At 66.6% G+C, this 23097-nt stretch carries 18 protein-coding genes and 3 pseudogenes; 18 read left to right on the top strand and 3 right to left on the bottom strand.

Features of this window, described 5'->3' with window-relative positions; genetic code table 11:
* The first annotated feature begins 28 nt into the window (after window positions 1-28).
* On the top strand, window positions 29-1570 hold the full coding sequence (locus ACLP4W_RS04450) for a class I adenylate-forming enzyme family protein (protein WP_442384503.1): 1542 nt from the start codon (window positions 29-31) through the stop codon (window positions 1568-1570).
* On the top strand, window positions 1567-4794 hold the full coding sequence (locus tag ACLP4W_RS04445) for a carboxyl transferase domain-containing protein (protein WP_442384501.1): 3228 nt from the start codon (window positions 1567-1569) through the stop codon (window positions 4792-4794). Before ACLP4W_RS04450 ends, ACLP4W_RS04445 begins: the two co-directional genes overlap by 4 nt.
* Before the next feature lie 11 nt (window positions 4795-4805).
* On the opposite strand, the gene ACLP4W_RS04440 is transcribed toward ACLP4W_RS04445, so the two are convergent.
* The gene (locus ACLP4W_RS04440) at window positions 4806-5135 is read right to left on the bottom strand and encodes a PE-PGRS family protein (RefSeq protein ID WP_442384499.1); all 330 of its coding nucleotides are present in this window, start codon (window positions 5133-5135) and stop codon (window positions 4806-4808) included.
* Window positions 5136-5270: 135 nt separating this feature from the next.
* Between ACLP4W_RS04440 and ACLP4W_RS04435 the strand changes: the two genes are divergently transcribed.
* Genes ACLP4W_RS04435 through ACLP4W_RS04425 form a run of 3 tightly spaced genes read left to right on the top strand, consistent with a single transcriptional unit; the run spans window position 5271 to window position 8331 of the window.
* Window positions 5271-6053 carry an SDR family oxidoreductase gene (locus ACLP4W_RS04435; protein ID WP_442384497.1) on the top strand — a complete coding sequence of 261 codons (783 nt, stop codon included), beginning with the start codon at window positions 5271-5273 and terminating at the stop codon, window positions 6051-6053.
* On the top strand, window positions 6050-7237 hold the full coding sequence (locus ACLP4W_RS04430) for an acyl-CoA dehydrogenase family protein (protein WP_442384495.1): 1188 nt from the start codon (window positions 6050-6052) through the stop codon (window positions 7235-7237). Before ACLP4W_RS04435 ends, ACLP4W_RS04430 begins: the two co-directional genes overlap by 4 nt.
* A complete protein-coding gene (locus ACLP4W_RS04425; protein ID WP_442384493.1) occupies window positions 7234-8331 on the top strand; it encodes an acyl-CoA dehydrogenase family protein in 1098 nt (365 codons plus the stop codon). Before ACLP4W_RS04430 ends, ACLP4W_RS04425 begins: the two co-directional genes overlap by 4 nt.
* A gap of 22 nt (window positions 8332-8353) precedes the next feature.
* On the opposite strand, the gene ACLP4W_RS04420 is transcribed toward ACLP4W_RS04425, so the two are convergent.
* Window positions 8354-8731, bottom strand: a complete 378-nt coding sequence (locus ACLP4W_RS04420; protein ID WP_442384491.1) for a PAS domain-containing protein — start codon at window positions 8729-8731, stop codon at window positions 8354-8356.
* Between the two features lie 640 nt (window positions 8732-9371).
* Here ACLP4W_RS04420 and ACLP4W_RS04415 point away from each other — a divergent pair.
* Window positions 9372-10588, top strand: a pseudogene (locus ACLP4W_RS04415) (glycosyltransferase); the annotation flags it as partial.
* 39 nt (window positions 10589-10627) lie between these two features.
* Here ACLP4W_RS04415 and ACLP4W_RS04410 read toward each other — a convergent pair.
* On the bottom strand, window positions 10628-11368 hold the full coding sequence (locus ACLP4W_RS04410) for a dienelactone hydrolase family protein (protein ID WP_442384489.1): 741 nt from the start codon (window positions 11366-11368) through the stop codon (window positions 10628-10630).
* A 41-nt stretch (window positions 11369-11409) separates the two neighbouring features.
* Between ACLP4W_RS04410 and ACLP4W_RS04405 the strand changes: the two genes are divergently transcribed.
* The 12 genes and pseudogenes from ACLP4W_RS04405 (at window position 11410) to ACLP4W_RS04350 (ending at window position 23089) form a co-directional block, all read left to right on the top strand.
* Window positions 11410-12210, top strand: coding sequence for a thymidylate synthase (locus ACLP4W_RS04405; RefSeq protein WP_442384487.1), 801 nt, complete (start codon window positions 11410-11412; stop codon window positions 12208-12210).
* A 52-nt stretch (window positions 12211-12262) separates the two neighbouring features.
* The gene (locus ACLP4W_RS04400; protein WP_442384485.1) at window positions 12263-12760 is read left to right on the top strand and encodes a dihydrofolate reductase; all 498 of its coding nucleotides are present in this window, start codon (window positions 12263-12265) and stop codon (window positions 12758-12760) included.
* 99 nt (window positions 12761-12859) lie between these two features.
* Complete coding sequence (locus ACLP4W_RS04395; RefSeq protein ID WP_442384484.1) at window positions 12860-13561, top strand: cell division protein DivIVA; 702 nt, start codon at window positions 12860-12862, stop codon at window positions 13559-13561.
* A 50-nt stretch (window positions 13562-13611) separates the two neighbouring features.
* Window positions 13612-13992: pseudogene (locus tag ACLP4W_RS04390) on the top strand (DNA glycosylase AlkZ-like family protein); the annotation flags it as partial.
* A gap of 126 nt (window positions 13993-14118) precedes the next feature.
* Window positions 14119-14547 (top strand): FHA domain-containing protein, encoded by a 429-nt coding sequence (locus ACLP4W_RS04385; RefSeq protein ID WP_442384482.1) that lies wholly within the window; start codon window positions 14119-14121, stop codon window positions 14545-14547.
* Window positions 14548-15062: 515 nt separating this feature from the next.
* The gene (locus tag ACLP4W_RS04380) at window positions 15063-16151 is read left to right on the top strand and encodes a PPE family protein (RefSeq protein WP_442384480.1); all 1089 of its coding nucleotides are present in this window, start codon (window positions 15063-15065) and stop codon (window positions 16149-16151) included.
* A gap of 88 nt (window positions 16152-16239) precedes the next feature.
* Window positions 16240-17136 (top strand): annotated as a pseudogene (locus tag ACLP4W_RS04375) (winged helix-turn-helix domain-containing protein); the annotation flags it as partial.
* Window positions 17136-18581 (top strand): type I restriction-modification system subunit M, encoded by a 1446-nt coding sequence (locus ACLP4W_RS04370; protein WP_442384478.1) that lies wholly within the window; start codon window positions 17136-17138, stop codon window positions 18579-18581. The pseudogene ACLP4W_RS04375 and the gene ACLP4W_RS04370, both read left to right, overlap by 1 nt.
* Window positions 18578-19654, top strand: coding sequence for a restriction endonuclease subunit S (locus tag ACLP4W_RS04365; protein WP_442384476.1), 1077 nt, complete (start codon window positions 18578-18580; stop codon window positions 19652-19654). The genes ACLP4W_RS04370 and ACLP4W_RS04365 overlap by 4 nt, the downstream gene beginning before the upstream one ends.
* A gap of 10 nt (window positions 19655-19664) precedes the next feature.
* Entirely contained in the window at window positions 19665-20429 is a 765-nt protein-coding gene (gene thyX / locus ACLP4W_RS04360; RefSeq protein ID WP_442384474.1) for an FAD-dependent thymidylate synthase, read from the top strand.
* A gap of 61 nt (window positions 20430-20490) precedes the next feature.
* On the top strand, window positions 20491-21393 hold the full coding sequence (dapA, locus tag ACLP4W_RS04355) for a 4-hydroxy-tetrahydrodipicolinate synthase (protein ID WP_442384472.1): 903 nt from the start codon (window positions 20491-20493) through the stop codon (window positions 21391-21393).
* A 19-nt stretch (window positions 21394-21412) separates the two neighbouring features.
* A complete protein-coding gene (locus tag ACLP4W_RS04350; RefSeq protein WP_442384470.1) occupies window positions 21413-23089 on the top strand; it encodes a ribonuclease J in 1677 nt (558 codons plus the stop codon).
* Window positions 23090-23097 lie beyond the last annotated feature (8 nt).

Genomic DNA, 23097 nt, shown 5'->3' with positions numbered 1-23097 from the left:
ATAGGACACCGGATGGTAAGGACCGGGCATGCCTCCTGTGATCGAAATTCCGCGCGACCATAACCCGTTCCCGATCACGGGTGTGTCCCGCGACGCCAACGGCGTGCCGCGCTACGACGAGTTGCCGGCCACGTTGCTGGACATGCTCGCCGAGCAGGTCGATAGCCGCCCAAGGACCGAAGCCGTGGTTGAAATCGCAGCACGAGGCGCCGACCGACTGACCTACCGGCAGCTGTGGGACCGGGCGTCGCGGGTGGCCGGCGGGCTGCGCGCGGCCGGCCTGACACCGGGCGACCGCGTCGCCCTGCGCTACCCCGCGGGGATCAACTGGGTGCTGGCGTTCTGGGGTACCGTGATGGCCGGTGGCGTTGCGGTGGCGGTCAATACGCGATCGGCGCAACCGGAGGTCGACTTCGTGCTGTCCGACGCCGGGGCCCACGTGGATCTGGCCGCAGACACACCTCTGCCCGACGGACAGCCGTATGTCAGCGAGCAACTCGACCGTGCAGACATAGCCGCGCTGTTCTACACCTCGGGCACCACCGGCCATCCCAAGGGGGTGCCGACCACCCACGAGGCTTTCCTGACCAACACCGAAAACGCGCTTCGGTGTCTCGACCAGCCAAGGGATCTCGGCGAGGGAATGCGCACCCTCATCTCGGTGCCGCTGTTCCACGTGACCGGTTGCAACTCGCAGCTTTTGGCGGCGACCCGTCTCGGGGGAGCAGCGGTGATCATGCCCGCACTCAACGTCGATGAGCTGATCGCCACGCTGACCGCCGAGCGCATCTCGGTGATGGTAACCGTTCCCGCAATTTACTCGTTAATGCTGCGGCACAAGGATTTTGCCGGGGCGGACGTATCCGGCATCCACTGGGTAGGCTATGGCGGCGCACCGATCGCCCCGTCGTTGGTGCGCACGGTCAAGGATTCGTTTGCCCAAGCCACGGTGTTCAACGGTTATGGCATGACCGAGACCGCCTCGCTGATGACCGTGCTTCCCGACCGGGATGCCGTCGAGCACGCCGACTCGGTTGGATATGCGGTCCCCTCGGTGGATCTCGGCATAATACCCTTCGGTGCCGATCCCGTGGTGGGCGAGCTGGTCGCGCGCGGAGCGAATGTGACCGCCGGATACTGGAATCGGCCGGAGGCCACCTCGGCCACGATCGTGGGCGGCTGGTTGCACACAGGGGACGTGGTCCGCGTCGACGACGCCGGTCGGGTGCACATCGTCGATCGGCTCAAGGACATCATCAACCGGGGTGGCGAGAATGTTTCCAGCGTCGAGGTGGAAGCTGTGCTGCTGGGGGCGCCCGATGTCGCGGACGCCTGCGTGCTGGCCGTTCCCGACGAAGTCATGGGAGAAAAAGTCGGCGCCGTCCTTTTCGGCGGCCAGCAGCGGATCGACGTGCCGGCGGTGCTCGAACACTGCCGCGGGCAGTTGGCCGACTTCAAGGTTCCGCAATACGTCACGGTGGTAGACAGCGCGCTGCCGCGCAATGCCGGCGGCAAATTGCTCAAGGGCAAGCTACGTGAGCAGGTGCGGTGGGGTGACCCGCTCCGATGAGCCCGACCCTGTTGATCGCCAACCGCGGCGAGATCGCGCTTCGAATCATCCGCACTGCTACAGAACTGGGCATCCAAACGGTCGCGGTCTACGCGGACGACGATGCCGACAGCCCCCACGTGCATGCGGCCGACGAAGCGATCGGCCTGCCCGGCGCCGGCCCGAAAGCCTACCTGGATCAGCCGGCGATGCTGGCGGCGGCCAAGACGTCCGGCGCCGGGCTGATTCATCCGGGCTATGGGTTCCTCAGCGAGAAAGCCGAATTCGCCCGCGCGTGCGCGGCGGCCGGGTACACGTTCGTGGGGCCGGACGCCGACGTGCTCGAGATGATCGGGAACAAGTCCTCGGCCCGTGCGGCCGCTGTTGCCGCCGGGGTTCCGGTGCTGCCCGCCACCGCAGGGCCGAGCAGTCCCGCTGACATGAAGGCGTTTTTCGCAGCCCAGGACGGCGGCATCATGATCAAGGCGCTCGCGGGCGGTGGCGGCCGGGGAATGCGAAAAGTGCACAGCGCCGATCAGATCGACGGCGCCCACCAGCAATGCGCCGCGGAGGCTCAACTCGGCTTCGGCGATCCGGCGCTGTTCGCCGAGGCGCTGCTCGACGCCGCACGGCACATCGAGGTGCAGGTCGTGGGCGCACCGGCCGGGCATCAGACGCACGCGCTGGCCCTCGGCGATCGTGACTGCAGCATCCAGAGGCGCTATCAGAAGCTCGTCGAAATCGCTCCCGCCCAAGAACTTTCGGATAACTTGCGCCGAAGCCTACACCAGGCCGCGGCCCGGCTGTGCGCCAGGGTCGGCCTGCGTGGCCTGGCCACCGTCGAATTCCTGGTCACCGGTGAGAATTTCGTTTTCCTCGAGGTCAATCCGCGCATCCAGGTGGAGCACACGGTCACCGAAGAGACCACCGGGGTGGACCTGGTGGCCGTCCAGCTGGCCATCGCCGGGGGTGCGTCGTACTACCAGCTCGGGCTCCCGGCCGGAATCGCCTCGGATGGAAGCGAAGTCATCGGCGAGCCGGCCGCGCGACGAGGCATTGCGATTGAGGCCCGCGTCAACATGGAGACTATTGCCACCGACGGGTCTGTCGTTCCCGCGGCGGGCACCTTGACGGTGTTTTCGCCGCCAAGTGGTCCGGGGGTACGCGTCGACACCTATGGCCGGCCAGGGCTGGTCGCGAGCCCGCAGTACGACTCACTGCTGGCCAAGGTGATCACACATGTGCATGGATCGTCGCTAGGGGCGGCGGTGCGCAAGGCCAGGGCCGCCCTGGGTGAATTCAGCGTCGAGGGCGTTCGCACGAACATCGGATTTCTGCGAGAGCTGCTGTCCGACGGTCAGCTTCAGTCGGGCTGGGTAACGACTGGCTTTCTCGACGAGAAGCTTCCCAACTTGGCCGCGGCAGCGTTGTCGCACCAGCACGACATCCGTGTCGCACCGGTCGAACTCTATCCGGGCGAGGAAGTGCTGCGCGCGCAATTGGCCGGCACCGTGGTCGAGGTGGCGGCCGAAGGCGTTGAGTTCGGTGCCGGCGGCCAACTGGTCGTCCTCGAGGCGATGAAGATGCAGCACGTGCTCGTCGCGCCGGACGCGCTGCGAACGGTCCGGAGCCTGGTGACGCCCGGCCAGGTCGTCGGAACCGGTGACCCGTTGCTGGTCTTCACTCGTGCCGCGGCCGGCGCCGATGGCGAATCGTTGGTGGCCGCGGTAGATCTCGACCGGCCGCGCGCCGACCTCGACGAGGTGCGCGGCCGGCACTTACTCACCCTCGACGAGGGTCGCCAGGCCCCCGTTGCCAGGCGGCACAGCCAAGGTCGCCGCACCGCGAGGGAGAACATCGCCGATTTGGTCGATGCCGACAGCTTCGTCGAGTATGGCGCGCTGGCCATTGCGGCGCAGCGCAGCCGGCGCTCGGAATCCGACCTGATCGCCAACACCCCGGCCGACGGTCTGATCGCCGGCCGGGCCACGATCGGCGCGGACCGTTTCGGGCGGGCGGCGGCCGAGGCGGTCGTGGTGTCCTACGACTACACCGTGCTGGCCGGAACGCAGGGGATGCGCAACCATGCCAAAACTGACCGTATCTTCGATTTGGCCGCCCGAAAGCGGCTGCCAGTGGTGCTGTTTGCCGAGGGTGGCGGTGGCCGGCCCGGGGACACCGACGTCGGCGGCGCCGCCGGGCTGGACGTGCCGACCTTCCGGATGCTGGCCGGCCTGCACGGCCAGGTACCGCTGGTGTCAATCGTGTCCGGTCGTTGCTTTGCCGGCAATGCCGCGCTGGCCGGCGTGTGCGACGTGATCATCGCGACCCCGGACGCCAACATCGGGATGGGGGGGCCGGCGATGATCGAGGGCGGCGGACTGGGGGTGTACCAGCCGGAGGCCATCGGCCCGATCGACGTGCAGCGGCACAACGGCGTGGTGAGCGTGGTCGCCCGCGATGAGGCCCACGCGGTGTCACTGGCCAAACAGTATCTGTCGTACTTTCAGGGCAGCGTCCACGACTGGGAGGCACCGGATCCGCGGCTCGCTCGACATGTGGTGCCGGAGAACCGGTTACGCGCGTATGACGTGCACCGGGCGATCGAGTCGATCGTCGATGTCGGCTCAATGCTGGAGCTGCGTCCCGACTACGGCGTCGGGATCGTCACCGCACTGGTTCGTGTCGAGGGTGTGGCATACGGGTTGCTGGCCAACAGCACTCACCATCTCGGCGGCGCGATCGATGCCGAGGCCGCCGACAAGGCCGGCGATTTCCTCACCCTGTGCGAGTCTTTTCGGTTGCCGGTGGTCTCGCTCTGCGACACCCCGGGGTTCATGGTCGGGCCGGATGCGGAAAAAGAGGCCGCGGTCCGCCGCTTCGGCCGGATGTTCGTCCTGGGCGCACGGTTGACGGTGCCGCTCGGAATGATCATCCTGCGCAAGGGCTATGGGCTTGGCGCCATGGCGATGGCGGGCGGCTCTTTCCGCGCGCCGCAGTTCACCGTGGCCTGGCCGACCGGAGAAATCGGCGGTATGGGCCTGGAGGGAGCCGTCCGGCTCGGCTTCAGCAAAGAGCTTGCCGCCGTGGCCGATCCGGTCGAACGTCAGGACCTGTTTGATCGCCTCGTGGCGGCGGCCTACCAGCACGGGAAGGCGCTGCGCTCAGCCACCACGTTCGAACTGGACGACGTCATCGATCCCGCAGACTCCCGGGCCTGGATTACCAGGCTCCCGGGAGGCTGAGGGTCGAACCGTTACCCGTGGCCGGATCCGCAACCGACGCCCGGCAGGCATCCGGTGCCGCCCGGCAGGCCGCCGGGGCCCGCGAACTGGCCGCCGGATCCGCAACCGACGCCCGGGATGCAGCCCTGCCCGCCCGGACCGCCGCCAGGGCCGCCGTTCTGGCCGCCGGAACCGCAGTTACCGTTCGCGTCGCAGCCACCGCCGCCCGGGTCGTCCTTGAAGACGACGTGCGTCGGCGACGGGCCCGTCATCGCTGGTCCAGCCGCGAAGGCAGCAGCGGTGGCCGTCGGTGCGGCGGCGATCGCCGCAGCGACAGCCCCGGCCACCACCAGTGGTTTCATGAGGGTTAATTTCGCTAACATGCGTTGTCGCATACCACGCCTACACGTGTACAAAACATCGCACGGAAGATTGGTTGCAATCGACGCTCTCAGCAGGCGGTATCCGGGCCACAACGCAACAGAAGGCACACCAAGATGACCTCACTGGATCTGACCGGTCGCACCGCGATTATCACCGGCGCCTCGCGTGGAATCGGGCTGGCGATCTCGCAGCAGCTGGCGGCGGCGGGCGCCAATGTGGTGCTCACCGCCCGCAAGCAGGAGGCGGCGGAGCAAGCCGCCGCGCAAGTCGGTGACACGGCCCTGGGCGTCGGCGCTCACGCCGTCGACGAGGACGCCGCGCGGCGCTGTGTGGACCTCACGCTGGAGCGCTTCGGCAGCGTGAACATCCTGGTCAACAACGCGGGAACCAATCCGGCCTACGGCGCGCTGATCGAGCAAGATCACGCCCGCTTCGCCAAGATCTTCGACGTCAACCTGTGGGCGCCGCTGCTGTGGACCTCATTGGTCGTCAAGTCATGGATGGGCGAGCATGGCGGTGCGATCGTCAACACCGCCTCCATCGGCGGCATGCACCAGTCGCCGGCCATGGGCATGTACAACGCCACCAAGGCGGCGCTGATCCACGTCACCAAGCAACTGGCGCTGGAACTTTCCCCGCGTATCCGGGTCAATGCGGTTTGTCCCGGCGTGGTTCGCACCAGGCTGGCTGAGGCGCTGTGGAAAGACCACGAGGACCCGTTGGCGTCGACCATAGCGCTCGGGCGCATCGGCGAGCCGGTCGATGTGGCCGGCGCGGTCGCCTTTTTGGTCTCGGATGCGGCGAGCTGGATCACCGGCGAGACGATGGTGATCGACGGCGGTCTGCTGCTCGGCCCCGCGCAGGGGTTCCAGATGCAACCAGGAGGCAGACAATGAGCAGCGCTCACGATGACCTGGACGCGCGGGTGCAGGCGCTGTTAGACGAGCACGATCCGGCTACCAGCGAACCGCAAGATTTCCTCGGCGCGCAGTTCGACGCCGGCCTGGCCTGGGTGCACCTGCCGGTCGGATTCGGTGGGCTGGACTTGCCGCGGACCGCTCAGGATCGGGTGAACGCCAAGCTGGCCGCCGCGGGCGCGCCGGTGGGCGGCACTGTGAAGAACTACATCGGCATGGGCATGGCGGCACCGACGATCGCGGCGTTCGGAACCGATGAACAGAAGCGAAAGTTCCTGCGCCCGTTATTCACTGGTGCGCAGATCTACTGCCAGTTATTCAGCGAGCCCGGTGCCGGATCAGATCTGGCCGCGGCGGCCACGCGAGCGGTCCGCGACGGTGACGACTGGATCGTCAACGGGCAGAAGGTGTGGACGTCGCAGGCGCAGCACGCGCACATGGCCATCCTCGTCGCACGTACGGACCCGACGGTGCCCAAACATTTTGGCCTGACCTACTTCCTGTGCGACATGACCCAACCCGGTGTCGAGGTCCGGCCACTGCGCCAGATCACCGGTGAGGCGGAGTTCAACGAAGTCTTTCTCACCGACGTGCGGGTGCCGGATGCGAATCGGCTCGGCCCCGAAGGCGGCGGCTGGCGCGTCGCGACCACCACGCTCAACAACGAGCGCGTAGCGATCGGGGCAGGCTCCCGCGCTCCGCGCGAAGGCGGCCACATCGGCAAGGTCACCGCGGCATGGCGAAACGAGCCGGCACTGCGCGATCCCGCAATGCACGACGAGCTGATGCGGCTGTGGGTTGATGCAGAGGTACTTCGGCTGGCCGGGGAGCGGCTGCGGCAGCAGGCTGTCGCGGGTCAGCCCGGACCGGAAGGCGCCGGCATGAAGGTGGCTTTCGCCCGCGTGGCGCAGGCGATCTCGGGATTCGAGATCGAGCTGCACGGCGAAGCGGGACTGCACTACGACGACTGGACCATGCGCAGAACAGAAGTCGTCGACCTGGTCGGTCGCGAGCCCGGGTACCGCTACCTGCGGGCACGCGGCAACTCCATTGAGGGTGGCACCTCGGAGATCCTGCGCAACACCATTTCCGAGCGGATTCTCGGTCTGCCGGGCGAACACCGCGTCGACAAGGACGTCGCCTGGAAGGACCTGGCCCGATGAGCGCCGCCGACTTGCTGTACTCCGACACCGAGGAGGCGTTGCGCGACAGCGTTCGCCAGTTGTTCGCCGACCGGTGCCCGCCCGAATCGGTGGTTCGAGCCTACGACCCAGTACCACAAGACTTTTCGGGAATCTGGCAGAGGCTGGCCGCGGAGCTGGGAGTGGCCGGATTGCTGGTGCCCGAGTCGCTCGGCGGTGCCGGCGCGGGTGCCCGCGAGGCCGCGGTCGTCATGGAGGAGATCGGCCGGGCCGTCGCGCCGGTGCCGTTCCTATCAAGCGCCGTCCTGGCCACGGTCGCGCTATTGCGCGCCGGAGACACCGAGACGGTGTCCGCGCTCGCGCAGGGTGAGCGCACCGCGGCGCTGGTGGTGCCGCTGTCCACCGCGCCGGCCGATCCGGTGACGGGGGTGAGCACTGGCGCGCGCGGGCTGACCGGACTGGTCGGCAGCGTGGCAGGCGCCGCCGAAGCCGACGTCCTGGTGGTTCCGGTCGCTGGCCCGGACGGACCCGAACTGCACACCGTGGCCCGCTCCACGGACGGTGTCGAGGTGTCGCCGCTGCTGGCGCTGGACATGACGAGACCCCTTGCCAACGTGCGGTTCTCGGGGGCGGCGTCATCATGGGTCGGGCCCGCGGCCGGCGCCGTTGCCGAAGCCCTCCAAACGGGGGCGGCCCTGCTGGCGTCCGAGCAACTCGGGGTGGCCCAGTGGTGTTTCGAAACCACGCTGGCTTATGCCAAGCAGCGCAAGCAGTTCGGCCGCACGATCGGCTCCTACCAGGCGATCAAGCACCGGTTGGCGGATCTGTGGTTTGAGGTCGGCGCGGCGACCGCGGTCGCGCGGTACGCCGCCGACACGTGCGCCCGCGGCGATGAAGACGCGGCCACCGCGGCGGCCATCGCGCAGGCCTACTGCAGCGGGATCGCCGTGCACGCCGCCGAGGAGTGCGTGCAACTACACGGCGGCATCGGAATGACCTGGGAGTATCCGGCCCATCTGTACCTCAAGCGGGCCAAGAGCGACCAATTGGCCCTCGGCACCGCCTATCGTCACCGCGCCCGATTGGCCGAGTTGATAAACCTGCCCCCGAACTAAGCGTGGTCTGCGGCCTTGTTATTCAGCGTTGTTCAGCGTTATTGAGCCAGAGCTCTTCGGTGCGGTCGTGGAAGGTGACCAGCGCGACGGTGTCGTCATAGCGTCGCATGGCCGACTTGCTCATGCTGGCCCACACGGAATAGCCGTATCGGTGCCGCAGCTCAACGAGCTGCGCAGCACCCGTGCCAACCAGCGTGACCCAGCGGTCGTCGGCCGGCACGGTTTGGAAGATTTCTTCGAAATTCGTCGACAGGAGCTGATCTGCCGGGTAACCCACCATGTCGCAGAACGAGTCATTTGCGAACAGGATGATTCCAACCCGATCAACCGCCAGGGCCGGAGCCGGTAGCCGCTCCAGAACGACCAGTGCCGGCATCTGCTGCAATTCGTCGATGGGCAATTGGTCAGCCGGCCTCGGACGTCGGCGCTCAACCGGTTGACCGCCAGCGGCTGTGGGACGTTGCCTAATCGCGGGATCCCCCCATCGTCGAACTGGCATGAACTGGCCTCGAACTGGCACTGTGCCCCGATGCGGTGAGCTCGCTCTTGTCTAAACGCGCTGCAGCAAATGTACGGTAAGTTCGACGGTTCGTCCATTGTTCGTTAGCGATATTAGCTATTGATCACGTGCACAATGAGGTTGTACTGTCCTGCAAAGTCTCTGCACTAGCCTTTCCTGGCACTGGTTATTAGCTGTCTGGCCGATCTTTTCTGGGTGGCACGAGTGGCTGGCCCATCGCAGCAAATTTTTCTGCCACGCGAACCGCTGAGAGCATGGACCAATCGGAGGCGATGGCTTCGATCAAAATCGTGAACGGTTAGCCAGCCCGTTCCTCATCAGGTAGGCCGCTGCGCCGGACACCCGCAACGAACTCGGCATCGTCACCGCGCTGTGCCAGCAACTGCGCCGTCCAGGCCGCGCTACCTCGGGCGGCAGTCAATGCGGGTACCCGACAAATTGCCTGCCTTCCTTTGACACCGCGGTTGGTCCGCCGCCACGATTGCATGCCGAGGCCACAATCCCGGAATCGGAGTCGCGAATGCGTGTCTTGTTGTCGACATACGATTCGCGCGGCGGTGTCGAACCGCTACTGGGGCTCGCGGTGCAGTTGCAGGCACTCGGCGCCCAGGTGCGGGCGTGCGCCGCCGGATGAGGAGTTCGCCGAGCGATTGGCCGGTTTCGGCGTACCGCTGGTTTCATTCGGCCCGCCGGTGCGCACGATGCTGACCGCGACGACGCCGCCGTCGGAGGCGGACCTGCGCCGGCACTTCGACGAGTTGATCGCCGCCCAGTTCGACACGGTCGCCGCGACGGCCGAGGGATGTGACGCGCTGGTGGCGACCGGTATGCCGGCTATCGCGGCCGGCGCGCGGTCGGCGGCCGAAAAACTAGGCATCCACTACGTATACGCGAGCTACCACCCGACCCACCTGCCATCGCCGCACCACCCGCCGACAGCTTATTCGGGCTGGCTGCCCTTCATGATCGACAACCGGGTGCTGTGGAACCGCGACGCCCAGAACATGAACGGGGTGTTCGGCGCGACCCTCAACGGCCACCGGGCGTCGATCGGCCTGCCACCGCTGGACGACGTCCGCGACTACGCCTTGACCGATCAGCCGTGGCTGGCGGCGGACCCGACCCTGGGCCCGTGGCCGGAGCCGGCCGACCTCGCCGTAGTCCAGACCGGCGCGTGGCTCCTGCCGGACGAGCGCCCGTTGCCGGCCGAGTTGGAGGCGTTCCTGGATGCCGGCACACCACCGGTGTACGTGGGCTTCGGCAGCATGCCGCTGCACGCCTCGACGGACATGGCCCGGATGGCCATCGAGGCAATCCGCGCGCAGGGCCGCCGCGCGCTTTTCTCCCACGGCTGGGCCGGCCTGGCCCCGATCGACGATCGCGACGACTGCTTTGCCCTCGGCGAGGTCAACCACCAGGCGCTGTTCGGCCGGGTGGCCGCCGTGGTGCACCACGGCGGCGCGGGCACCACGACGACGGCCGCCCGGCCGGCGCGCCTCAGGTGGTGGTACCCCAGGGGGCGGACCAGCTGTACTGGGCCGGCCGGGTGGCCGACCTGGGCATCGGCACCGCATACGACGGTCGGACCGCGACCGTTGAGACCCTGTACGCCCGCTCAAGACGACCCTTAGCCCCGAGACCCGAGCACGAGCGGGTGAGGTGGCCGGCGTGATCCGCACCGACGGAGCGAAGGTGGCCGCGACCCTGCTGCTGGACGCGGTCAGCCGAGAAGGGCCGCGGCCTCGGTGTGCAGCACTTGACCCGGCCGGCGCCGCCTCAGTGCGGCAGCGCCGAACCGAAGAGCTCCGTCATCGCCTTCCAATGCCGCTCGTCGGCGGCGACGTCGTAGGGCGGATTGTCCGGGACCGCAAACCCGTGGGCCGCCGAATACCACTCGATGGTGTGCGCGACGCCGGCCGCCGTCAGCGCCTTGTCGAGCTGTTCGGCGTGATCGGCCGTGAATGACGCGTCGTTTTCGGCGCCGCCCACATACACCGTCGCGCTCATCCGGTCGGCCAGCAGGTGCGGGCTGTCCGCGGTGTCGGTCACCAGGCCGCCGCCGTGGAAGGACGCGGCGGCGGCGACGCGCTCCGGCACCCGGCCCGCCACCACCACCGAGGTCCGACCGCCCATGCAATAGCCGCACACACCGAATCGCTTCCCGGACACCTCGGGGCGAGCGGCCAGGTAATCGAAGAAGGCACCGGCGTCGTCGGCCATCTTGTCCGGGGTGATGCTGCCGATCATCGAAAACAGGCGCCTGCGTTCTTGTTCGTCGGTGAACGCGGTGGCCATGTCGAACGGGGCCCAGTCGCCGTTGCGGTAGTACACATCTGGAAGCAGCACCGCGTAGCCGAATCCGGCCAGCTTGGCGGCCATTTGGTCGAAGGTGTCACGCACCCCGCCGGCATCGGGGTACATGACCACGCCGGGCCAGGGGCCGGACCCTTCGGGGGTGAACAGGCGGACGGGGCAGGAGCCGTCGGGAGTGGTGACGCTGTCGGCGATTTTCGGCATGGCTCCGTTGTACTCCACGCGCCTCGACGTAAGCTGACCGCGTGCCGATCCCGACGCCCTACGAGGATCTGCTGCGCCTGGTACTCGCGCAGGGCGCGGCCAAATCCGACCGCACCGGCACCGGGACCCGCAGCCTGTTCGGCCAGCAGTTGCGCTACGACCTGTCGGCCGGCTTTCCGCTGCTCACCACCAAGAAGGTGCATCTCAAATCGGTCGTGTACGAGTTGCTGTGGTTTTTGCGCGGTGACTCCAACGTCGCCTGGCTGCACGAGCACGGGGTCACCATCTGGGACGAGTGGGCAAGCGACACAGGCGATCTCGGTCCGATCTACGGTGTGCAGTGGCGGTCCTGGCCGACACCGTCGGGTGAGCACATCGACCAGATCAGCGCCGCACTGGATTTGCTGCGCAGCGATCCGAACTCGCGGCGGATTATCGTGTCCGCTTGGAACGTCGGCGAAATCCCACAGATGGCGCTGCCGCCGTGTCACGCGTTCTTCCAGTTCTATGTGGCCGACGGGAAGCTGAGCTGTCAGCTTTATCAGCGCAGCGCCGACCTGTTTCTGGGTGTGCCGTTCAACATCGCCAGTTACGCCCTGCTCACCCACATGATGGCCGCCCAGGCGGGCCTGGACGTCGGTGAGTTTGTCTGGACCGGCGGCGACTGCCACATCTACGACAACCACGTCGAACAGGTGCGCCTGCAGCTCAGCCGCGAACCGCGGCCCTACCCGGAACTCTTTCTGGCCCATAGGGATTCGATCTTCGACTACACCTACGACGACGTCGTGGTGAAGAATTACGCTCCGCACCCGGCGATCAAAGCCCCAGTCGCTGTATGACGCGCGCCGACGACGATGATGCCGGCGTAACCGGGATCAAGGAGTGGCGCGGATGACGGAGGTGGGCCTGGTCTGGGCTCAGTCGACATCCGGTGTCATCGGCCGGGGCGGCGACATCCCGTGGCGGGTGCCCGAAGACCTGGCCCGCTTCAAGCAGGTGACTGTGGGGCACACGGTGGTGATGGGCCGGCGGACCTGGGAATCGTTGCCGGCCACCGTTCGGCCACTGCCGGGCCGCCGAAATGTCGTACTGTCCCGTCAGACTGACTTCATCGCTGACGGTGCCGAGGTGGTCGATTCGCTCGAACAGGCTTTTTCCCTTTCCGAGACCGAACCCGAGACGTGGGTGATCGGCGGCGAGCAAATCTATCTGCTCGCGCTGCCGCTGGCCTCCCGGTGCGAGGTCACCGAGGTCGACATCGACCTGCGGCGCGACGATGACGACTCGCTCGCCCCGGTTCTCGACGCGACGTGGCTGGGTGTGACGGGCGAGTGGCAGGTCAGCCGGACGGGGCTGCGGTACCGGTTTCACAGCTACCGTAGGCCGTGAGCGCTCATGTCCGCGCCAGCGGCATGACCTGACATACTCGACTCGGGGGTGGTCTCACCGGGTGCGCCAGACATTTTCAGAAATGGGGGGAATTGGCAGTTGATAACCGAACCCGCAAAGACGTTCTCTCGCATGTTCAGGGGCTACGACCCGGCGGCGGTTGATGCCCACATCGAGATGTTGACCACCAAGCAGCAGTTGCTGCTCGACGACGTTGAGAGCCTGAGGGCCCGGCTGAGCAAATCCGGCGATGAGGCAGCCGCGCTGCGGAAGGAGGTCGCCGTCCTCACGGACACCTCACCCTCGCCCCACGCGATGCAACTACGCCTGGCGAAGATGCTGCGGCGTGCGGTCGACGAGGTTGCCGAGATGCAGGCCGAGGCACGGGCCGAGGCAGAGGCGCTGATCGCGTCGGCCGAGGCCACGCAGCGAAAGGGCGAAGAGCTGCTGGCGGACCTGGCCGCGCAGCAAAAGGTCCTGGAAGCCGACCATCAGGAAACCAAGGAAAAGCTCGAGGCCGAACTGGCCAGCCTGCGCGCTGACGCCCAGCAGGCGCGTGAGCAGCTCCTCGCCGACGCAAAGCAGAGGACCGATCGGGATCGTCAGGAGGCCCGGCGAGCCGTGGACGAGGCGAGTCAGCAACGGATCAAGATCCTGGAGCAGCTGATGGGCCTATACCGCGACCTGGAAACGGTTCCGGCCGCTCTTGAGTCGGCATACCAGGAACAAAAGAGTCCGCGGGAGGCGAGCCCGGAGGCCAACGGGGTGATGCCGGTGAAGCAGAAAGTCAGCACGGGGTAAGTCTTGCCGCTGGGGGTAGCCGAAAGGACGGTATTCTCAGCGCCGTGTCCATTCGGCCCCCTAGGCTGACCGCCGCGCAAGCCCGGCGGATAGCCGTTGCGGCCCAAGGATTTAACGAGCCGCGGCTGTCAGGCAAGATCACCCGCTCGCACCTGCGTCGGCTGATATCCCGCATCCAAGTGCTGCAACTGGATTCGGTGTCGGTGGCGGTGCGTGCCCACTACGCGCCGGTGTTCAGCCGGCTCGGCCCCTACGATCGCGACGTTCTGGACCGCGCCGCCTGGGGTCCCCGTTCGTCGCGGCTGCTGGTCGAGTATTGGGCGCACGAGGCCGCGCTGATGGCCGTCGACGACTGGCCGCTGCTGCGCTGGCGGATGCGCCAGTACACCCATGGGCACTTTCTTCTAGAACGCACATTGCGCCAACCCCGAAACTAGCGCTGACTTGGTCAAACGCGACCACAGAGCTAGTCCGCCGGTAACGTCCGAGTAGTAGGGTCACGTCAGAAAACTGAAGTTCATGCCATACCGTCAGAACTGGCCGACAGGGAACAGCACGTGAGCCAAAAGGACAACGACCAGACGTCTGACGACGTCATCACGGAAACTACCCCCGTTTTCCGCGAGGATTTGCTAGGCGAACTCGACGCTTCGGCTGCTGCCGCCGCTGAGGCGGAGGTGTGGGGAGTCGAAGGGTTGTCGAACGGCTCGGCGCTGATTGTCGTGAAGCGCGGCCCCAACGCCGGAACGCGGTTCCTGCTCGACCAGGCCGTGACGTCGGCGGGCCGTCATCCCGGTTGCGACATCTTCCTCGACGACGTCACCGTCAGCCGTCAGCACGCCGAGTTCCGAAAGGAAAACGGCGAATTCCGGGTAGTCGACCTCGGCAGCCTCAACGGGACCTATCTCAACCGTAAACCGGTGCAGTCGGCGGTGCTGGCCAGCGGCGACGAGATCCTATCGGCAAGTTCGGTCTGGTGTTCCTAACCAGGCCCACGACAGATTGACACCGAGGGCCTGACGCTAGGTGATGCATCACGTGAGGCACCGTCGCTGGCCGTTAAGGACGCAGATCCTGGGATGGCCCGCATCGCCTGGTCATGGATGAACATGGTCCTGCATGAAGATGGCCCCGGCGAGCAGGCAGGGCCGACCGCTTCTTTTCAAACTGAGCGTCCCGCGCTGCCGTTCTTTTTCGGCCCTCTCGCGTACAAGCCTGAGGTGTCGCCAACGCATAGCGAAGTTCCGAAGCCCTTCCTGAACTGGGTAAAGGGTCCGCACGCGACAACCGCTGCTGCGGATTGTTGGCGATCGCCAAGGGCATCGCGCAGGAGTCGAGTACCCGCTGTCCAACACGATTGCGCTTTGTCATGCGATCTTCAACGGCGTGTCCTTTGCCGCCCCCAAGGCAAACAGCGCCACACTCGCAATATGGCCCGTTTGTCCCGTTCATCGTCCAGCGGATCATCAATCGAGCCAGGGTGGCGATGGCGGCATAGTTGATGGATTTCGGTGCTCCCCCGGAGATCACTTCAGCACTGATTCATTCGGGACCGGGTGCCGGGTCTCTGCTTGCCGCAGCCAATGCCTGGCGCCAGCTGGCGACCGATCTGGAACAGACGGCCGCGCAGTACGCCAGCACCGTGGCGGGCATCCCCTGGACGGGACCGTCGGCGACGGCCATGATCGCGTCGGTACAGCCCTACCTGGCGTGGATGCACGCTACCGCCGGGACAGCTGAACAGATGTCGATGGCAGCTACCACCATGGCCAGCTCATTCGCCGCCACCGAACTGGCCGTGGTGCACCCCTCCGTAGTTGCCGCCAACCGCATGCAGCTGGCCCACCTGATCGCCACCAACTTCTTCGGGATCAACGCCCCGGCCATCGCGGCCACCGAGGCGCAATACATGCAGATGTGGGCCGGGAACACCGCCGCCTTGCTGGGCTACAACGCCACCAGCCTGCAGACCATGACCCTAGAACCGTTCACCCCCCCGCCGCAGACCACCAACCCGGCAGGGGTGGGAACCCAGGCTGCCGTACAAGCGGCTACCCCGGCCCAGAACAGCTTCTTCAGCAACCCGTTCATCCAGGCCGTCAACGGCTACCTGCAGAACGCGACCGGCGGATTGATACAGGCCCCCCAAACCATCGGCGTGGCGTTCGCCGCTGGTCATGACTACGTACCCGGTCAGTTTCCAGACACCCTGATTCCCACATCACGCAATCTTGCGGCGGGATACGGCGACATCAGCGGTTTGGCCGTGGGGTTCGCTCCCAATCCCGCAGGTGCAGGAGCGGGAGCGGGTGCAGGGTCCGGGGCCGGGGCACCTATCAGGGGGCCGATCACCGCTTCTTTTGGCCAGAGCGTCCCTTTGGGTGGATTGTCTGCCCCGTCCAGCGCCGTTCGCCTGATTGCGCAGACCGCGCCGATGGCAACAGCCATCGAGGGAAGTATGCCGATGCCGGTGTTCATCCCGCCCATCCCGCCCGGCTCACGCAAGCCACAACGGGACAAGCCGGGAGAGGGTGGCTACGGCCCCCCCATCGGGGGTTCGGTGATGCCCCGTGGTCCGTCAGGAGGGTAAGTGTTTGGATTTTAGTTCGGATCGTTGAGTGTGTCTTTCCGGCGTGCTCACCAAACCCACCCGGGTGGGTTTCGCTCGTCACTACGACCTGGAACAGTGCCTGCATGGCCGCTGGGGTACTCACATCGTCAAGGCCAATCCGCGGCTCGCCGAGGATATCGTCGCCGCCGTCGCGGAGCTCGGGCCCAGCACCGCCGGGCAGATCGAGGCGCATCTGGCCGCCGAGCCGCGCAGGAAGCAGGGAACCTGGTGGACCCGCAGTGACACCAAGTGGGTCGCCGAGGCGCTGTTCGCCTCCGGTGTGCTCACCACGGCCACCCGGGTGGGCTTCGCTCGCCACTACGACCTCGTCGAGAAAGTTCTGCCGGCGAGCGTGCTGGCCCGCGAGGTCGACGACGACGAGGCCGTCCGCGAGCTCACGCTGCGGGCGGTCACCGCGCTGGGCGTCGGCAGCGTGGCGGATGTCCGCGACTACTTTCGGCTGTCGGCCCAGCAGGTCAAACCCGCTATCGCCGGCCTGCTGGCCACCGGGGAGATCGAGCGGGTCGACGTCGACGGCTGGTCCGCGCCGGCGTATCTGCGGGAGGGCCGGACGGTGCCGCGCCGCGACCGCGGCACCGCGCTGTTGTGTCCGTTCGACCCGTTGATCTTCTTCCGGCCGCGGGTCGAGCGGCTGTTCAACTTTCACTACCGCATCGAGATCTACACACCGGCCGCCAAGCGCCAATACGGCTATTACGTGTGGCCCCTGTTGATGGACGGCCACCTGGTGGGCCGGGTCGACCTCAAGGCCGACCGGGCTACCAAAGCGTTGCATGTCGTGGGCGCGTTCGGTGAGCCGGACGTGCCACGAGCGCGTGTTGCCGCGACGCTGGCCCGCGAGCTCGAGTCGATGGCGTCGTGGCTGGGCCTGGATGGGTTCAGCGTGTCCGGCCGGGGCGATTTGGCCGGGGAGTTGCGCGCGGCCGGCAAGCGGGCCAGCTGATGGCCCCGTCGACGAAGAAGGAACTCGAGGCCACCCTGTGGAAGGCCGCCGAAAAGCTGCGCGGGTCCCTTTCGGCCGGCCAGTACAAGGACGTCATCCTCGGGCTGGTATTCCTCAAGTACGTCTCGGACACCCACGACGAGCGCACCTTCGCGGTGCCGCCGAGTGCACGCTGGAAGTTCCTGGCGGACAATGCAACCGCCGCCAACATCGGCCGGCTCATCGACGAGGCGATGGGCGCCCTGATGACGGCGAACCCCACGCTGGCCGGAACGCTGCCGCGGCTATACGAGAGCCTCGACCAGCGCCGGCTCGGTGAGCTGGTGCACCTGCTCGGCGGCGCGCGATTCAGCCGGCAGGGCGGCCATCGCGCGCGGGACCTGATGGGCGAGGTGTACGAGTACTTCCTGGGCAATTTCGCCCGCGCCGAAGGAAGGCGCGGCGGCGAATTCTTCACCCCGCCAAGCGTCGTGCGGGTGATCGTCGAGGTCCTCGAGCCGTCGAGCGGGCGGGTCTACGACCCGTGCTGCGGCTCGGGCGGAATGTTCGTGCAGACCGAGCATTTCATCGCCGAACACGACGGCGATCCCAGGGACATCCGTATCTACGGCCAGGAGAGCGTCGAGCAGACCTGGCGGATGGCCAAGATGAACCTCGCCGTCCACGGCATCGACGACACGGGCCTGGGCGCGCGATGGGGCGACACGTTCGTCGACGACCGGCACGCCGACGTGCAGATGGACTACGTGATGGCCAATCCGCCGTTCAACATCAAGGATTGGGCTCGCGACGAACGAGACCCGCGCTGGCGCTTCGGCGTTCCGCCCGCCACCAACGCGAACTACGCCTGGATCCAGCACATCCTGTCCAAGCTGGCCCCGGGTGGCAAGGCCGGCGTGGTAATGGCGAACGGCTCGATGTCGTCGAATGTGGGTGGGGAAGGCGACATTCGCGCCCGGATCGTCGAGGCGGACCTGGTGTCGTGCATGGTCGCGCTCCCGGCGCAGCTGTTTCGCAGCACCGGCATTCCGGTGTGCCTGTGGTTTTTTGCCCTGAACAAGGTCGATCGGTCCGGGCAGGTGCTGTTCATCGACGCCCGCGGGCTCGGCTATCTGGTGGATCGCGCCGAACGCGCACTGACCGGCGAGGAGGTCGTCCGCGTCGGTGACACCTATCACGCATGGTCCGGTTCTGCGTCGGCAGCCGCGAAAGGCCTTACTTATCAGGATGTTCCGGGATTCTGCAAATCCGCGTCGCTGGACGACATCAGGGCCGCCGGCTACGCGCTCACGCCGGGACGCTACGTGGGGGCGCCCGCCTCCGGGGACGACGGGGAGCCCGTCGACCAGAAGATCGCGCGGTTGAGGGAAGACCTGCTGGCGGCGCTCGACGAATCAGCGCGGTTGGAGAAGCGTGTGCGAGACCAAATGCAGCGCCTGCGGTGAAGGCCAAACTGGGTGACCACCTCGACTTCAGCAACGGAACGACGCCACCGGCCCGAAAGCCAAACGGGCGCGTCCCCGTCTACGGATCCAACGGAGCCATCGGCTTTGCGGATCAACACAATTCCAGCGGTCCGCTGATCGTGCTCGGTCGCGTTGGATCATATTGCGGCAGCGTGCGCTATTGCGCTTCCGACGTTTGGGTTACCGACAATGCGCTGGTATGCCGCGCGAAGAACCCTGAAGAGACGCGATATTGGTATTACGCGCTGCGAAGCTGCGGACTCAACGAACACCGAGCCGGATCGGGCCAGCCCCTACTCAATCAGAGAATTCTTCGTGACGTCCCGGTCTGGACGGTCGCAGCGCCGCAACGCGGGCGGATTTCCGAGTTGCTCGGCGCCCTCGACGACAAAATTGCCGCCAACGAACGGGTTATCGAGACCGCCGAGAGTTTGATGGCTGCCATCGTGGAGTCGGTCTCCGATCGCGCGCCACTGTCCAGCCTCGCCGGCAGGTCGAAGGCGTTTCTCAGCCCCGGGGAGTTCGAAGACGCGGTCGCCCACTTCAGCCTTCCGGCGTTCGACGACGGTGCGAAACCGCAGCTTGTCGCCGCGGAATTCGTGAAGAGCGGCAAGTTTCTCTTGTCGGAGCCGTGCGTCTTGTTCGCCAAGCTGAATCCCAGAATCCCGCGAATCTGGAACGTGGTGAGTCTGCCGTCGCAAATGGCTTTGGCCAGCACGGAGTTCGTCGTGCTGAAGCCGATCGATGTCGACACGTCGGCGCTGTGGTCGGCGCTGCGCCAACGGGATGTTCTAGAGGGGCTGCAGCAACGGGCCGCCGGAACCTCGGGTAGCCATCAGCGGATCCAGCCGCGTGACCTGCTCGATGTGCGGGTCCGAGATGTCCGGTGTTTGACCCCCGCGGCGTCACGGACCATAACCGGCCTTGGTGCGCTGTGTCACACGCGCCGTGCCGAGTGCATGCGTTTGGCCGCGTTCCGCGACGCCATGCTTCCGCTGCTGATGTCGGGCAAGGTCCGGGTCAGCGACGCCGAGGCGATCGGCACGCTTTAAGGTGAGCGCCGTGGCCGAGACCGCGCCGCTGCGCGTGCAACTGATCGCCAAGACCGAGTTCCTGGCGCCGCCGGACGTGCCGTGGACAACCGACGCCGACGGTGGCTCCGCGCTGGTCGAGTTCGCCGGCCGAGCCTGCTATCAGAGCTGGTCAAAACCCAACCCGAAGACCGCGACCAACGCCGGCTATATCAAGCACATCATCGACGTCGGGCACTTTTCCGTGCTCGAGCACGCGAGCGTGTCGTTCTACATCACCGGCATCTCGCGATCGTGCACCCATGAGCTGATCCGGCACCGGCATTTCTCCTATTCGCAGTTGTCGCAGCGTTACGTGCCGGAGGGGGACTCGCAGGTCGTCATGCCACCGGGGCTCGAGGACGATCCGGAACTGCAGCAGATCCTGGCCGCCGCCGCCGATGCCAGCCGCGCCACCTACTCGGAACTGCTGGCCAAGTTGGAAGCCAAGTTCGCGACGGGCGAGCCGACCGAAAAGATCGGAGCATTGCGGCGCAAGCAGGCGCGCCAGGCGGCTCGCGCCGTGCTGCCCAACGCCACCGAGACCCGCATAGTCGTGACCGGGAACTACCGGGCATGGCGGCACTTCATCGCCATGCGCGCCAGCGAGCACGCCGACGTGGAGATCCGGCGCCTGGCCATCGAGTGCCTGCGCCAGCTCGTCGGCGTGGCGCCCACGGTATTCGCCGACTTCGAGGTCTCCACGCTGGCGGACGGGACCGAGGTCGCGACCAGCCCGCTCGCGACCGAAGCCTGACCGGACACAGCCTGGCCAGCGGTGCTAAAAGAGCTTGGCACCGCCAGGTAACCTGAACACCGTGAGCACCGTCGGATTCGACGTCCCGGCACGGTTGGGAACCCTGTTGACCGCGATGGTGACACCTTTTGGCGCCGATGGCCGCCTCGACACGACCGCTGCGGCGCAATTGGCAAACCACCTGGTGGACGCGGGGTGCGACGGGCTGGTGGTCTCGGGAACCACCGGTGAGTCGCCGACCACCAGTGACGACGAGAAACGCGAGCTGTTGCGTGTCGTGCTGGAGGCGGTGGGCGACCGCGCCCGCATCATCGCGGGCGCAGGCACCTATGACACAGCCCACAGCGTTCGGCTGGCCAAGGCCTGCGCGGCCGAAGGCGCGCACGGACTCCTGGTGGTCACGCCGTACTACTCAAAGCCGCCGCAGACCGGTCTGATCGCGCACTTCACCACCGTGGCCGACGCCACCGAACTGCCGGTGCTGCTCTACGACATCCCGCCACGCTCGGTGATACCGATCCTGCCCGAGACCATCCACGCGCTGGCCGCCCACCCGCACATCGTCGGAATCAAAGACGCCAAGGGCGATCTGCACAGCGGTGGCCAGATCATGGCCGAAACCGGGCTGGCCTACTACTCCGGCGACGACGTGCTGAACCTGCCCTGGCTGGCGATGGGCGCCACCGGCTTCATCAGCGTGATCTCCCATCTCGCAGCGGGCCAGCTCCGAGAGTTGTTGTCCGCCTTTAGTTCCGGAGATAACGCCACAGCGCGAAAGATCAACGTCGGCCTCGCCCCGCTGTGCAACGCGATGACCCGCCTGGGCGGCGTGACGATGTCCAAGGCGGGCTTGCGGCTGCAGGGTATCGATGTCGGTGATCCCCGGTTGCCGCAAATGCCGGCAACGCCGGAGCAGGCCGACAGGCTGGCGGCCGACATGCGTGCGGCCTCGGTGCTCAGGTGACCCAGAGGGTGGCCCAGAAGTGGATGTAGACCTCGCCCCGCCGAGTCCGCTGACCGCGGGTGGGTTGCGGGTCACGGCGCTGGGCGGCGTCAGCGAAATCGGCCGTAACATGACGGTTTTCGAGCACCTGGGCCGGCTCTTGATCATCGACTGCGGGGTGATGTTCCCGACCCACGACGAGCCGGGCGTCGACTTGATCCTGCCGGACCTGCGCCACATCGAGGACCGGCTCGACGACGTCGAGGCGCTGGTGCTGACCCATGCGCACGAGGACCATATCGGGGCGATTCCGTTCTTGCTCAGGCTGCGGCCGGACATACCGGTGGTCGGTTCGACGTTCACCTTGGCGCTGGTTGCCGCCAAATGCCGCGAGCACCGCATCAAGCCGGTTTTCGTGGAGGTCAAAGAGGGGCAGCGCAGCACGCACGGCGTCTTCGAGTGCCAATACTTCGCCGTCAACCACTCGATCCCGGACGCGTTGGCCATCGCGGTCCGCACGGGCGCGGGAACCGTTCTGCATACCGGCGATATCAAGCTCGACCAACTACCGCTCGACGGCCGGCCCACCGACCTGCCCGGCATGTCCCGGCTGGGCGACGCGGGTGTGGACCTGTTGTTGTGCGACTCGACCAACTCCGAAATACCCGGTGTCGGGCCCTCGGAGAGCGAGGTGGGCCCCACACTGCACCGGTTGATCCGGGGCGCCGACGGCCGCGTCATCGTGGCTTGCTTCGCCTCCAACGTGGACCGGGTGCAGCAGATCATCGATGCCGCAGTGGCTTTGGGCCGAAGAGTGTCGTTCGTCGGGCGATCCATGGTGCGCAACATGGCCATCGCCCGGGACCTGGGCTTCCTGCGGGTCGACGATTCCGATCTCATCGACATCTCCGCCGCCGAGATGATGGCGCCCGACCGGGTGGTGCTGATCACCACCGGAACCCAGGGCGAGCCGATGGCGGCGTTGTCTCGGATGTCGCGCGGCGAACACCGCAGTATCACGCTGACGTCGCAGGATCTGGTGATCCTGTCGTCGTCGCTGATACCCGGTAATGAAGAAGCGGTCTATGGAGTCATCGACTCGCTGGCCAAGATCGGGGCCCGTATCGTCACCAACCAACAAGTGCGCGTCCATGTTTCAGGTCACGCATACGCCGGCGAGCTGCTGTTCCTCTACAACGGAGTACGGCCCCGCAACGTGATGCCGGTTCACGGCACCTGGCGGATGCTACGCGCCAACGCCAAGTTGGCGGCGCGTAGCGGGGTACCCGAAGAGTCAATTCTTTTGGCGGAGAACGGTGTCAGCGTGGACCTGGTGGCCGGCAAGGCTTCGATCGCTGGAGCGGTGCCAGTCGGCAAGATGTTTGTCGACGGTCTGATCACCGGCGATGTCGGCGATATCACCCTGGGTGAACGGCTCATTCTGTCGTCGGGTTTCGTCGCGGTGACCGTGGTGGTGAAGCGCGGCACCGGGCGTCCGGTGGCTGCGCCGCAACTACACTCGCGCGGATTCTCCGAAGACCCAAAGGCGCTGGAGCCCGGCGTGCGAAAGGTCGAGGCAGAGCTGGAGTCGCTGGTCGCCGCCAAGGTGACCGATCCGATCCGGATCGCCCAAGGCGTGCGTCGTACCGTCGGCAAGTGGGTGGGCGAAACCTATCGCCGGCAGCCGATGATCGTGCCGACAGTCATCGAGGTATAAGGCGGCCG

Origin of the sequence: Mycobacterium sp. (assembly GCF_052145595.1) — a bacterium.
Lineage (GTDB): Bacteria > Actinomycetota > Actinomycetes > Mycobacteriales > Mycobacteriaceae > Mycobacterium.
The sequence above is the reverse complement of the archived record's forward strand: the minus strand, read 5'-3'. Positions and strand labels throughout refer to the sequence as shown.